The sequence below is a fragment of the Winogradskyella psychrotolerans genome (assembly GCF_018860565.1).
Classification (GTDB): Bacteria; Bacteroidota; Bacteroidia; order Flavobacteriales; family Flavobacteriaceae; genus Winogradskyella; species Winogradskyella damuponensis.
This window is the reverse complement of sequence record NZ_JAHKPS010000018.1, coordinates 247,619-261,182: the sequence shown is the minus strand read 5'-3', so window position 1 is coordinate 261,182 and position 13,564 is coordinate 247,619. Positions and strand designations below refer to the sequence as shown.

Below are 13,564 nucleotides of genomic sequence, written 5' to 3'. Positions count from 1 at the left end.
GAAGTAAATAAACTTTTTTTCATAACTATTCTACGAATTACTTACATTTGCACTCGCAAAATTTGCGATTAAAAATTAACAAGATTCCCTTCTTTAAGGGAGGGCAAAACAAGTTTTTCGATGAAAGCTGGAATAGTAGGATTACCAAACGTAGGAAAGTCAACCTTATTTAACTGTTTATCTAACGCTAAAGCGCAAAGTGCTAACTTTCCGTTTTGTACTATAGAACCTAATATTGGTGTGGTAAATGTACCTGATCCTAGATTAGAGAAATTAGAAGAATTGGTGAATCCAGAGCGCGTATTACCAGCAACTGTAGAGATTGTTGATATTGCAGGTTTAGTAAAAGGTGCTAGTAAAGGTGAAGGACTAGGAAATCAATTCTTAGCTAACATTAGAGAAACTGATGCTATTTTACATGTGTTACGTTGCTTTGATAACGAAAATATTGTGCATGTTGATGGTTCTGTAGATCCTATTAGAGATAAGGAAACCATTGATATGGAATTGCAACTTAAAGATTTAGAAACTGCTGAAAAGAAACTAGATAAGGTTAAGCGTGCTGCCAAAACAGGCAATAAAGAAGCACAGAAAGAAGAAGCCGTACTTTTAACTATAAAAGAAAAGCTTGAAGCTGGTATTTCAGTTAGGGCTATTGAGTTTTCTGAAGAAGATTATGAAGATTACGTAAAGCCATCGCAGTTTATTACAGATAAGCCAGTAATGTATGTGTGTAATGTAGATGAAGGTGCTGCAACTACAGGTAATGCTTATGTAGATAAAGTACGAGAGGCTGTAAAAGATGAAAATGCTGAGGTTTTAGTCTTAGCTGTGGGAACCGAAGCAGATATTAATGAATTAGACGACTATGAAGAACGTCAAATGTTTTTAGCAGATATTGGGTTAGAGGAACCAGGTTCTGCAAAACTAATTCGTTCTGCATATAAATTATTAAATCAGCAAACCTATTTTACAGCAGGTGTAAAAGAAGTAAGAGCATGGACAGTTAATGTTGGAGCAACTGGTCCACAGGCTGCAGGTGTTATTCATACCGATTTTGAAAAAGGATTTATTAGGGCTGAGGTTATTGCTTATGAAGACTACATTGCGTATGGAAGTGAAGCTAAAGTTAAAGAAGCTGGTAAAATGCGTGTAGAGGGTAAAAATTATATTGTTAAGGACGGTGATATCATGCACTTTTTATTTAACGTGTAAAGTTTGGCTTTTAGTTCTTAGCTCTTGGCTTTTTATGGCGTTTCCTCTATTAGTGTAGAGATTCGTAGGTGTGTTTTTTTAGACGCTATATGGCAAACCTTTTTGCTGCTAGAAATGCATTTTTAAAACAAAAAATATAGAAATTATCTCATATTTGACAAAACTGTGATGTTCTCAACAATATTAGGTGGTTATTGTTAATTACTTTACGCTATCCGTATTTCATTTTTTACGGTATAATCTTATATTAGCGTTCCAACAAAAAAATTGACCTAAATTTTATGGCAGAACAGTCTAACTATACAGAAGATAACATACGCTCACTCGATTGGAAAGAACACATCCGAATGCGACCTGGTATGTATATTGGAAAGTTAGGCGATGGATCTTCGCCAGATGATGGTATCTATATTTTACTAAAAGAAGTTCTAGACAACTCTATTGATGAGTATGTCATGGGCGCAGGTAAGACTATAGAAATTTCTGTGCAAGGAGATCGTGTTATTGTTAGAGATTATGGTCGTGGTATTCCATTAGGAAAAGTGGTAGATGTGGTTTCTAAGATGAATACCGGTGGAAAGTACGATTCTAAAGCCTTTAAAAAATCTGTTGGTTTAAATGGTGTAGGTACTAAGGCGGTTAACGCTTTGTCTTCTTATTTTAGAGTAGAGTCTACAAGAGATGGACGATCTGCTTCTGCGGAATTTGAGCAAGGAAATTTAACTCATCAAGAGTTGTTAGATGATACATCTAGACGAAAAGGAACTAAGGTTAGTTTTATTCCGGATGAAATCATCTTTAAAAAATACAAATACAGAAGTGAGTATATTGTTAAAATGCTTAAAAACTATGTGTATCTTAATCCAGGATTGACCATAGTTTTTAATGGAGAAAAATATTTTAGTGAAAATGGCTTAAAGGATTTATTATCTGAAAATATTAACGAATCAGATATGTTGTATCCAATCATTCATCTAAAAGGTGATGATATAGAAATTGCGATAACACATAGCAAAACACAGTATAGCGAAGAGTATCATTCGTTTGTCAATGGTCAGAATACGACACAAGGTGGAACGCATTTAGCTGCTTTTAGAGAATCTTTGGTAAAAACGATACGAGAATTTTATGGCAAAAACTACGAAGCTTCAGATATTAGAAAGTCTGTAGTTGCTGCAATTGCTATAAAAGTTATGGAGCCTGTTTTTGAAAGTCAGACTAAGACCAAATTAGGATCTACAGATATGGGAGGTGACTTGCCTACAGTAAGAACCTATATCAATGATTTTGTTAAAACGTACTTAGATAACTTTTTGCACAAGAACCCTGATTCAGCAGAAAAAATTCAACGTAAAATTCTTCAAGCAGAACGTGAGCGTAAAGAGTTATCTGGTATACGAAAACTAGCAAAAGATAGAGCAAAGAAAGCAAGTCTTCACAATAAAAAATTACGCGATTGCCGTGTGCATTTTGGAGATACTAAAAACGAACGCTATTTAGAAACAACCTTGTTTATAACAGAGGGAGATTCTGCATCAGGTAGTATAACAAAGTCGCGAGATGTAAATACACAAGCTGTTTTTAGTTTAAAAGGGAAGCCTCTAAATTGCTATGGATTGAGTAAGAAAATTGTTTATGAGAATGAAGAATTTAATTTGCTTCAAGCTGCATTAAATATTGAAGAATCTCTAGAAGATTTACGCTATAACAACGTCGTTATTGCTACAGATGCCGATGTGGATGGTATGCACATTCGCTTGTTGTTAATTACGTTCTTTTTGCAATTCTTTCCAGAAGTTATAAAAGATGGACATCTTTATATTCTACAGACGCCATTGTTTAGGGTGCGAAATAAAAAGGAAACTATTTATTGCTATTCGGAACAAGAGCGTAAAGATGCTATGGAAAAATTAAAACCAAAACCAGAAATCACTCGATTTAAAGGTTTGGGTGAAATTTCGCCAGATGAGTTTGTGCATTTTATTGGTGCAGATATTCGTTTAGATCCTGTAATGTTGGATAAAGACATGTCTATAGAAGAGTTATTGTCTTTCTACATGGGAAAAAATACACCTACACGTCAAGAATTTATTATTGACAATCTTAAAGTTGAATTAGATGTCGTAGAAGATGCTATATGAGAACAGATAATAGAAAAGTAAAAAATACTATAATATCCTTATATTTTTTATTGGTCGTAGCAGCAGTTTTGTTAGGAACTGTGTTTAAGTCTATTGAATTATTTGAAGGAAGTTGGTTTTATGTCATACTGGGGTTAATCGTTGCAGTTGTTATAGTTCATTTTGTAGCGAGATATTTTGAGTATGATAGTGATGGAGCAAAAATTGTAATTACTAATAGTGGATTAATACTGACAGAATTCATTAATTACAGGGAAAACAAAGTTGAGATTTCTAAACATGAATTAATAGGTTATAAGGTTCATGATTACATCGTATATAATGTCTTAGTAATTGCTAAAGAGAATAGTGATGGAACAATATCTAAAGAGCGTTTTAATATAACATTGTTAAAGCGAAAAAAATTAAAGTATGTCAAGCAGTCTTTAAGAAAGATTATAAAAGAAAACATAAAGCATAAAGTTGGATAGATGATAGAAGAACATGATGAGTTGTTAAATGAGGACGAAGGTAGCCAGGAAACCATTACTAAGGTTACTGGAATGTACAAGGAATGGTTTTTGGATTACGCTTCTTATGTCATATTAGAACGTGCTGTACCTGCCATTGAAGATGGTTTTAAACCTGTTCAGCGTCGTATAATGCATTCTATGAAAGATTTAGATGATGGTCGTTATAACAAAGTAGCGAATATTGTTGGTCATACTATGCAGTATCATCCGCATGGCGATGCGAGTATAGCTGATGCTATGGTGCAGATTGGCCAGAAAGATTTATTAATAGATACCCAAGGAAACTGGGGAAATATTTTAACGGGAGATCGTGCTGCAGCTTCAAGATATATTGAAGCTAGACTTTCTAAGTTTGCTTTAGATGTTGTTTATAATCCTAAGATTACCGAATGGCAAGCGTCTTATGATGGTAGAAGAAAAGAGCCTATTAATTTACCCGTAATGTTTCCTTTGCTTCTTGCGCAAGGAGGCGAAGGAATTGCTGTAGGTTTGTCTACAAAGATTTTACCGCATAATTTTATTGAGCTTATTGATGCTTCTGTAAAACATCTTAAAGGAAAGCGCTTTACCTTATTGCCAGATTTCCCAACAGCTGGTATTGCAGATTTTACCAATTATAATGATGGTTTACGTGGAGGTAAGGTTAGAGTTAGAGCTCAAATTTCTCAACGTGATAAGAATACTTTAGTTATTACTGAAATTCCTTATGGTACTACAACATCGTCGCTTATAGATTCTATACTTAAGGCAAACGACAAGGGGAAAATTAAGATAAAAAAGATTGAAGATAATACAGCTGCTAATGTAGAGATCTTAATTCATTTGCCTTCAGGTTTGTCTCCCGACAAAACCATTGATGCATTGTATGCTTTTACGAGTTGTGAAACGTCAATTTCTCCATTGGGTTGTGTTATTGAAGATAACAAGCCGTATTTTGTTGGTGTCACAGAAATGTTGCGTCGCTCAACAGATAATACCGTTCAGCTTTTAAAAAGTGAATTAGAAATAAAACTTGGTGAGTTTGAAGAGCTATGGCACTTTGCGTCATTAGAGCGTATTTTTATTGAAAATAGAATCTATCGCGATATTGAAGAAGAAGAAACTTGGGATGGTGTTATAAATGCTATTGACAAAGGACTTCAGCCACATATAAAACATTTAAAACGAAAAATTACAGTTGAAGATATTACGCGCTTAACCGAAATTAGAATTAAGCGTATTTCTAAATTTGATATTGATAAAGCACAACAAAAAATAGATGCTTTAGAAGATCAAATAGCTGAAGTAAAACATCACTTAGCGAATCTAATTGATTACGCTATAGCTTATTTTGAACGTTTAAAAAAGGAATACGGAGAGGGTAAAGAGCGTAAAACAGAAATAAGAATTTTTGATGATGTAGATGCGACAAAGGTTGTTATTAGGAATACAAAACTTTACGTAAATAGGGAAGAAGGTTTTATTGGTACGTCATTGCGACGCGATGAATACGTGTGCGACTGCAGCGATATAGATGATATTATTGTGTTTACTAAAGAAGGTAAGATGATGGTTACCAAAGTAGATTCTAAAACTTTTATAGGTAAAAACATTATTCATGTTGCTGTATTTAAGAAGAAAGATAAGCGTACCATTTATAATATGATTTATCGTGATGGTAAAAGTGGACCTTCTTACGTAAAACGATTTGCGGTAACGAGTATGACTAGAGATCGTGAGTACGATTTAACTAACGGTAGTAAAGGTTCTGTATTATGGTATTTTTCTGCCAATCCTAATGGTGAAGCTGAAGTAGTAACAATAATGTTGAGACAAGTAGGAAGTATTAAGAAGTTAAAATGGGATTTAGATTTTGCAGATATTCTTATAAAAGGAAGAGCATCTAAAGGAAATCAAGTTACTAAATATGCTATTAAGCGTGTGGAGCTTAAAGAAAAAGGAGTATCTACCTTAAAGCCGCGCAAAATTTGGTTTGACGATACAGTGCAGAGGTTAAATGTTGATGGAAGAGGTGAATTGATAGGTGAGTTTAGAGGAGAAGATAGGCTTCTTGTTATCAATCAGTCTGGAGTGGTTAAAACTATTATACCAGAATTGACGACGCATTTTGATAGTGATATGATTGTCTTAGAAAAATGGATTCCTAAAAAACCAATATCGGCCATTTACTATGATGGAGAAAAGGAGCGTTACTATGTAAAACGTTTTGTAATAGAACAAGAAGGAAAGGAAGAGTCTTTTATTTCGGATCATATGGATTCGCAATTAGAGATCGTTTCAACAGACTGGAGGCCAATGGTAGAGGTGGAATTCACTAAAGAGCGTGGTAAAGACCGAAAACCAAATATGGAGGTAAATCTTGAAGAGTTTATTTCTATTAAAGGTATTACGGCATTAGGAAATCAGTTGACAAAAGATAAAATTAATCAGATAAACTTGTTAGAAGCATTGCCTTATGAGGCTCCGGAAGAAGTGCATGCAGATGAGTTAGAGGTGGTTGATGAAGAAACGGTTTCTGAAAATTTAGAAGCTGAAGGCTCAAAAACGGATACTAAACAAAAGTCAAATAGCGCATCTCGAGATAACGACGATGATATAGATGTTGATGATACAGGGCAAGCTAAGCTCTTCTAGAATTTTGAAGCTTTAATGTTATTAACTAATAATTTAGAAAAAGCTTCTGATCCTTTTTGTGACATGTGTGTAGCGTCTTTCCACAAGGAATTGTCTTTTTTATCCTTGTAGAGATTTGTAAAATCCATATAGTTTAATCCTAGGTCTAGCATAATCTTAGCTAGTTTAGTGTTGTCTGTACTGCAAGTGTCATTGTACATTGGCGAGGTAACAAATAAAAAGGTTTTATTTGGTGATTTTTCTGTAAAGGATTTTATGGCTTTTAAATAGTTTAATGCAATACTATTTACGTCGTGGCTATCTGTACATTCGTTGTCGGTGCTAAAATTAGATAATACAATATCTCTCATGTCTTCTTGGTCTTCGCTTACCGAAATAGGATCGTAACCATTGTATGCTTTGTAGTCGTAGCTAGGTTTAAAGTAGTTTTTTATGATTCCAATAGCGCTTCCATTGTAATTCATGCTGTAGTAAATCTGCTGTAATTTTGATAATTGACCAGATTCATCAAGAGCAGAAGTAATAATGGGGTTTCTTTTGTATTTGGTTTTTAGGCCTCTTATATCAGAACCGTCATAAGTTGTATCAAAGAAATTTTTAGTGTCAATATGTACTAATATGAATTGTTCTTTGTTTTCTTGTAATGTATTAATAAGTGTGCTATTGTAAGCAATACCAACACCATCAATTCCCATGTTGTAACTGTTGTCGCTAAATAAATCAACATTTATATGTCTATTAGCTCTAGAGTTTCCAAAAACTAAAAAATCAGTATTGTCTTTTAGTTCAAGGAAATGATTGAGTTTACCAATGGCTTGACCAGTCTTTACGTTGTTGCTAATTTTATTTAAGCCAAAGAAAACTAATTTGTCTAAGCCATAGCTAATTAATAGCGTAAGTATGATGATTTTGATAAGTTTCTTAGTGATTTCCGAGTTCATAATCTAGAATTGAAAATAAATAAAGTTTTCAGCTGTTGAATAGAACAGACAAAGCATTAAGATAATAACAGCCATAATCATCGAAAGTTTTATAGCGCTATAACGAACTCCATATTCTTCTAGTGATGTACCTGATCTAAAAATCTTTAAATCAATTAAAATGCCAAGTGAAAGCAATAGTAAGGCATTGACAAAAGCATTGATGTTACCAATAAATAATATGCCGTAATTGAAGCTGAATATTTTAGTTAGGATTGTAGAGGCTGAATGAAAGTCTGGTGCTCTAAAGAAAATCCATGCAATAAGAACAACAATGAATGTGTAGATGTATCCAAATGCATTAAAAGTTTTTATTTTAAAAGCAGAGAAGGTGTATTTTTCTAAACTTAGAAATAAGCCGTGAATTCCTCCCCAAATCACAAAATTCCAAGAGCTACCATGCCATAGTCCACCAATTAACATAGTAAGTAATAAGTTTCTGTAAGTAATTATTATGCCTTTTCTGTTTCCGCCTAGTGAAATATAAAGGTAATCTCTTAGCCAAAACGATAGTGACATGTGCCAGCGCCTCCAGAATTCGGATAACGTTCTTGAAAAGTAGGGGAAATTGAAATTTCTATTAAAATTAAAACCAAAGAGTTTTGCACTACCAATAGCGATATCAGAATAACCGGAAAAATCAAAATAAATCTGAAAGGCATAAAAAACTGTTGCAACTAAAAGTGTAGAGCTGTTGTGTATTTCGTAATTTCCATAGACAGAATCTACATAAATACCCAAATTATCAGCAATGGCAACTTTTCTAAATAAACCAATAAAAATTTGAAATAGTCCTGTTTTTATTAAGGTAATATTAAGGTTTCGTTTCTTTTCTATCTGAGGAATTAGATTGGAAGCACGTTCAATTGGGCCAGCTACTAACTGCTGAAATAAGCTTACAAACGTAAAAAAAGCCTACAATATCTCTGCTTGCTTTTATTTGATTGCGATATATATCTATACTGTAACTTAGAGTTTGAAAGGTGTAAAAGCTAATTCCAACGGGTAATATAATATTTAATGTAAGGTTGTTAACTTCCCATCCAATGGCAGACATTGTACTTGTAAAAGAATCTGCAAAGAAATTGTAATATTTGAAAACACCAAGTAGGCCTAAATTTGAAAAAAGACTGACTAGTAACCAGCGTTTTTTGTTTTTTTTGCCTATTGCTTCTTCTATTTTTTGACCAACAAAATAATCTAAAAAAGAACTGAATATAATAAGAGACAGGAATCTGTAATCCCACCAGCCGTAAAATACATAGCTAGATATGAGTAATAAGATATTCTGCTTCTTGTAGCTGTTCTTTAGTAACCAATAGGCAACAAAGACTATAGGTGAAAAAAGAAGATATTCTAACGAATTAAAAAGCATTAACCGAGAGTTTTTTAGATTTGGGGTCTTGTTAAAAACGTGCTAATTTTTGTGAAATCCAGTGAAACCAAATTAGCGCATCCAATAAAATACAGTAATTTTAGTTAAGCGGAATAAAAACAACGCTCTATAGCTTAGCTGGTAAATAAAAACAGTACGTTAATGCTATTTAACTCTTTTAGCAATGCCTTTTTCTATGTTTAATGGTTTATTAGGTCGTTTTACAGCAAGCTTGTATTCAAACATATAAGAATCTTCCGTTGTAGAGAGGATTTTCATGTGGATGGCATTTTTTTCAGAATTATTGGTAGGGTGAAGTTTCTTAAGGATAAATTCACAATCATTAATCCAGCGAATAGAAGAAGAGTCTGCTACTTCTTCATGATAATCAATGTTAAAGTGTTCTGTTCGTTTAAAACGAGAGGTTTTCTCAATACCATCAATAGTGTAGGTAAATTCAAAGGTACCTGTTTTAAAATCTGTACAATTGCGCTCTATAGTATAGCAGCTTGTTAAAAGTAATAGTAACAAAAGTGAGGAAAAATGCTTCATTTAAAATCTTTTTTCAAAGATAATGAATAGTGCAATTAGTTTTAAGGCTTATAACTTTTAAAAGTACCGTCTTTATAAAAGATAACAATTTTTTCAATTTCAGAATTAGAGTTAGAGTCCGAAACAGGGATTTGTGGTTTTGCAATAGGCTGTTCGGTTATGTTTGAGTTTGGTGATTCTGAAATTTTAGGCTCATTAGGAAAATGACCTTTGCCATTCATTAGCCAATATAATTCTACTTCAGGATAGGAGTGAAGTACCTTCATTACAAAGTCTAAACTTGGCTTATTTCTACCAGACAAAATATGAGAAATACTAGAGCGCTGTACTCCGATTTTTTCAGCAAAACTAGATGCTGTTTCACTGTAAAAATCCATGACCTTTTGTAGGCGTTGTGTAAATTCTGATGAGTTTATCATTGTAAACCTTAGATTTGTTTTTGTGATGTTACAAATGTAATCAATAGTATTGTAATTGTAGCTAAAGGTTTTGTTTATATTTTATTATAGTTAAACTTTAGGTTTGATTTTTTGATATAAAGTTCTGATAATATGTTTATTGGGTTTAAAATGTATTGTTTGTTGAATTATTTTCAAAAAGCATATAAATAGCTGTGTGTTTTTTAATACTATCTGTTTAACATTGTAACAAAAATTAGAACAATTACTGTTTACAAATGTAAAATTTCAAATGATTACATTTGTAACATCAAAATAATGATATGAATTTAGAGCTTTTAAATGATGTGTTTTCTTCTGTAAAAACAACAGAATTATATGGTCGTTATATAACCAATTCTGATATAGAAAAGTGTTTAGAAAAATTACCAAAATCTAAGATTTCTACGCTTGGATATTCTGTTGAAAAACGACCAATCTACAGTTTGAAATTTGGGCATGGACCAATCAAAATTTTATTATGGTCTCAAATGCACGGAAACGAATCGACATCTACTAAGGCGCTTTTTGATTGTTTTAATTTGTTTGAAACTGAAAATAATTTCACAAAAGGTATATTAGTGCAATGTACGTTAGTGGTTATTCCTATATTAAATCCTGATGGAGCTGAAAAATATACGCGTTTAAATGCGAATCTAGTAGACTTAAACAGGGACGCACAAAATTTATCTCAGCCAGAAAGTAAGATTTTACGTCAGGCTTATGACGATTTTATGCCAAATTATTGTTTTAACCTTCATGGACAGCGTACTATTTTTAGTGCTGGAAAAAAAAACAACGTTGCTACACTTTCATTTTTATCACCTTCGCAAGATGAAGAGCGTTCTTTAACAGATAATAGAAAGGTAGCTATGGCTATTATTGCGGAGATAAATACTGTACTGCAAAATGAAATTCCAAATGGGATTGGGCGTTATGATGATGGTTTTAGTCTTAGTTGTGTTGGTGATACCTTTCAAAATTTAGGAGTGCCAACATTGCTTTATGAAGCTGGTCATTATACAAATGATTATGAAAGGGAAGAGGTAAGGCGTTTAATGTTTATTGCTATTTTATCAGGATTGTTTACGATTGCTAAGGAGGTTGTTATTGGAGGTTATGAGCGTTATTTTGATATTCCTGAAAATGCAAAATGTTTTTATGATATTATTATTAGGGATACGAAATTAAAAGCAGGAGACACCGATTTAATAGATGTAGCTATTCAGTATGAAGAAGTGTTGGTGGACAAAAAACTGCATTTTGTTCCTAAAATAGCAAAATTAGAAAAACTGCTTAATCATTTTGGTCATAAAGAAGTTGATGCAAAAGGTAGAGTTCTTAAAACTACAGAAAATTCGGAATTAATTTTGGGTAACGAAATCGTTTTCGCAATGTTAAATAATGAGGAAATCTTATTGAAACCTTAAAATAATTCAATTTTTATGCAATATCGTTAGTGTAAATGTTCTATTTTTGCATTTACTTTAAAGATTATATGATTATGGCAAAATTTAAATTAGATGAGATTGACCACCAAATTCTCGATATGCTTATTGATAATACACGTATTCCATTTACAGATATTGCGAAAAAATTATTGATTTCTGCTGGTACTGTTCATGTGCGTGTTAAAAAAATGGAAGAAGCGGGAATTATTAAGGGATCTTCTTTAACATTAGATTATCAAAAATTAGATTATTCGTTTATTGCATATGTAGGCGTTTTTCTTCAAAATACATCGCAAACTAAGTTTGTTTTAGAGCGAATTAATAATATACCTTATGTGACGGTTGCTCATATTACCACAGGGAAATTTAATATCTTCTGTAAGATTAGAGCTAAAGATACTATGCATGCTAAAGAAATTATCTTTATGTTAGATGATATAGAAGGTGTTTACAGAACTGAAACTATGATTTCTTTAGAAGAAAGTCTTAATGATAAAAAACGTTTAATGCATACCATTTTTAATGAGTTGTAATTAAAACAATACAATATACAAAAGCCCTTAGTTAGTTTACGAAGGGCTTTTTTTTAATTTATATAATTATGATTTCTAATACACTTAATAATAACGAATATGACACGTATTATAAACGGTATATTGATAATGCGGCAAGCATAGATATCGTTGAGGGTTTAGAACAAAATTTAGATTCTGTGGTGTTGTTTTATTCGGGCTTAGCGCAAGACAAGCATAATTATGCTTACGCAGAAGGGAAATGGACTCCAAAGGATGTGTTGCTTCATATTATAGATACTGAACGTGTTTTTGCATATAGAGCATTACGAATAGCGCGAGAGGATAAAACGCCATTGGCTGGGTATGAACAAGACGATTATGCTATTACAGCTAACGCAAGCAAACGTTCTTTAGTCAACATAATAGATGAGTATAAGGCTGTAAGGCAGGCTTCTATAGCGTTGTATAGAAGTTTTGATTCAGCCGCTTTAGAACAAGTGGGTGAGGCGAGTGGCTGTCCCATTTCTGTGAGGGCATTAGGATATATTTTAACAGGTCATGAAAATCACCATACTCAAATTGTAAAAGACCGTTATCTCTAATGGGTATAATAATCAAAAGCTTCTAAAATAAGGTCGTTGTGAACTACACAGTCGGTTTTGGGTTTGCCAATGGCTTCAAGCAATACAAATTTTACAACGCCATAACTATTCTTTTTGTCGTACTGTAATAGATCTATGATTACTTTTTGGTCGTTTTTATTGATTTCAACTTTAGAGAATGTTTTGAGTATTCCTGAAGAAATTATCTCAAATTCGTCTTGGCTTAAGCCGCATATTTTAGTTGATAGGTAGCTTTCTAATAGCATGCCTATTGCAATAGCTTCTCCGTGTAATAATGGTGTCTTATCTGCGTTTTCTAGAAAGTAGCTTTCAATTGCGTGACCTAAAGTATGACCAAAATTTAGAATTTTTCTTAGGCCTTTCTCTGTTGGGTCAGATGTTACCACTTCATTTTTGATGATGATAGAGTCATAAATCAATTGGTCTAAATCGGAAATGTCTAATTTTTCAAGATGTGTTAAGGTGTTCCAGTAGGTTTTATCGTAAATTAAACCATGTTTTAGCATTTCTGCGAAACCAGAAACCATTTCATTTTGAGGTAAAGTATCTAGGTAAGAGGTGTCAACTCCAACCATTACTCCTTCATTTATAATTCCTATTTGATTTTTTAAGGCGCCTAAATCAACTCCCGTTTTTCCTCCAACTGAAGCATCTACCATGGCTAATAGTGTTGTTGGAATGTTTATGTAAGCGATGCCTCGCATGTATGTACTTGCTACAAAACCACCCAAATCTGTAACAACTCCACCGCCTAAGTTAATTAATAAACTTTTGCGATCTGCGTTATATTCAGATAGAGCTTCCCAAACACCTGTACAGATGTCTATGGTTTTGTGGTCTTCACCATTTGGTATTTCCATGACTTCAATGACTATGTCGCTAGACTCTATGCGTTCCAAAAACGCAGGTAAACAATAGTCGTGAGTATTGGTATCTACAAGAATAAATATCTTGGAAGGTTTGTCGGTTTTTAGGTAATTATTTAATGCTTTATAGACTTCAGAATTAAAAAAAACTGTGGCATTTTTTGTAGAAATAGAATCCATTTTAAAATATCTAAATTGATGATGTGAAAATACTTCCTTTTTCAGAAAAAGTAAATGATTAATAAATATATTTGTACATATAT

General features: G+C 32.9%; 13 protein-coding genes. 7 read left to right on the top strand and 6 right to left on the bottom strand.

Features of this window, described 5'->3' with window-relative positions; translation table 11 throughout:
- Positions 1-120: 120 nt before the first annotated feature.
- The 4 genes from ychF (at position 121) to KO504_RS07695 (ending at position 6,502) form a co-directional block, all read left to right on the top strand.
- The gene (ychF, locus tag KO504_RS07710; RefSeq protein ID WP_215925750.1) at positions 121-1,215 is read left to right on the top strand and encodes a redox-regulated ATPase YchF; all 1,095 of its coding nucleotides are present in this window, start codon (positions 121-123) and stop codon (positions 1,213-1,215) included.
- 281 nt (positions 1,216-1,496) lie between these two features.
- Positions 1,497-3,356 carry a DNA topoisomerase IV subunit B gene (locus KO504_RS07705; protein ID WP_215925749.1) on the top strand — a complete coding sequence of 620 codons (1,860 nt, stop codon included), beginning with the start codon at positions 1,497-1,499 and terminating at the stop codon, positions 3,354-3,356.
- Positions 3,353-3,826 (top strand): hypothetical protein, encoded by a 474-nt coding sequence (locus KO504_RS07700; protein ID WP_215925748.1) that lies wholly within the window; start codon positions 3,353-3,355, stop codon positions 3,824-3,826. Before KO504_RS07705 ends, KO504_RS07700 begins: the two co-directional genes overlap by 4 nt.
- The gene (locus KO504_RS07695) at positions 3,827-6,502 is read left to right on the top strand and encodes a DNA gyrase/topoisomerase IV subunit A (protein WP_215925747.1); all 2,676 of its coding nucleotides are present in this window, start codon (positions 3,827-3,829) and stop codon (positions 6,500-6,502) included.
- On the opposite strand, the gene KO504_RS07690 is transcribed toward KO504_RS07695, so the two are convergent.
- The 5 genes from KO504_RS07690 to KO504_RS07675 form a co-directional block, all read right to left on the bottom strand.
- Positions 6,499-7,443, bottom strand: a complete 945-nt coding sequence (locus KO504_RS07690) for a hypothetical protein (RefSeq protein ID WP_215925746.1) — start codon at positions 7,441-7,443, stop codon at positions 6,499-6,501. The two genes, KO504_RS07695 and KO504_RS07690, sit on opposite strands and share 4 nt — an antisense overlap.
- Before the next feature lie 3 nt (positions 7,444-7,446).
- Positions 7,447-8,349 carry an MBOAT family O-acyltransferase gene (locus KO504_RS17335; protein WP_354667391.1) on the bottom strand — a complete coding sequence of 301 codons (903 nt, stop codon included), beginning with the start codon at positions 8,347-8,349 and terminating at the stop codon, positions 7,447-7,449.
- On the bottom strand, positions 8,345-8,857 hold the full coding sequence (locus KO504_RS17330) for a hypothetical protein (RefSeq protein WP_252723642.1): 513 nt from the start codon (positions 8,855-8,857) through the stop codon (positions 8,345-8,347). Before KO504_RS17330 ends, KO504_RS17335 begins: the two co-directional genes overlap by 5 nt.
- Before the next feature lie 165 nt (positions 8,858-9,022).
- A complete protein-coding gene (locus KO504_RS07680; protein WP_215925745.1) occupies positions 9,023-9,409 on the bottom strand; it encodes a hypothetical protein in 387 nt (128 codons plus the stop codon).
- Between the two features lie 41 nt (positions 9,410-9,450).
- Positions 9,451-9,828: a helix-turn-helix domain-containing protein gene (locus KO504_RS07675; RefSeq protein ID WP_215925744.1), complete on the bottom strand. Its 378-nt coding sequence runs from the start codon at positions 9,826-9,828 to the stop codon at positions 9,451-9,453.
- A 302-nt stretch (positions 9,829-10,130) separates the two neighbouring features.
- Here KO504_RS07675 and KO504_RS07670 point away from each other — a divergent pair, with 302 nt between their 5' ends.
- The 3 genes from KO504_RS07670 to KO504_RS07660 all read left to right on the top strand — a co-directional run bounded on the left by KO504_RS07670 (position 10,131) and on the right by KO504_RS07660 (position 12,414).
- Complete coding sequence (locus tag KO504_RS07670; RefSeq protein ID WP_215925743.1) at positions 10,131-11,276, top strand: M14 family zinc carboxypeptidase; 1,146 nt, start codon at positions 10,131-10,133, stop codon at positions 11,274-11,276.
- Positions 11,277-11,350: 74 nt separating this feature from the next.
- Positions 11,351-11,830 carry an Lrp/AsnC family transcriptional regulator gene (locus KO504_RS07665; protein ID WP_215925742.1) on the top strand — a complete coding sequence of 160 codons (480 nt, stop codon included), beginning with the start codon at positions 11,351-11,353 and terminating at the stop codon, positions 11,828-11,830.
- Between the two features lie 68 nt (positions 11,831-11,898).
- Positions 11,899-12,414, top strand: a complete 516-nt coding sequence (locus tag KO504_RS07660) for a DinB family protein (protein WP_215925741.1) — start codon at positions 11,899-11,901, stop codon at positions 12,412-12,414.
- On the opposite strand, the gene aroB is transcribed toward KO504_RS07660, so the two are convergent.
- Positions 12,411-13,481, bottom strand: coding sequence for a 3-dehydroquinate synthase (gene aroB / locus KO504_RS07655; RefSeq protein ID WP_215925740.1), 1,071 nt, complete (start codon positions 13,479-13,481; stop codon positions 12,411-12,413). The two genes, KO504_RS07660 and aroB, sit on opposite strands and share 4 nt — an antisense overlap.
- Positions 13,482-13,564 lie beyond the last annotated feature (83 nt).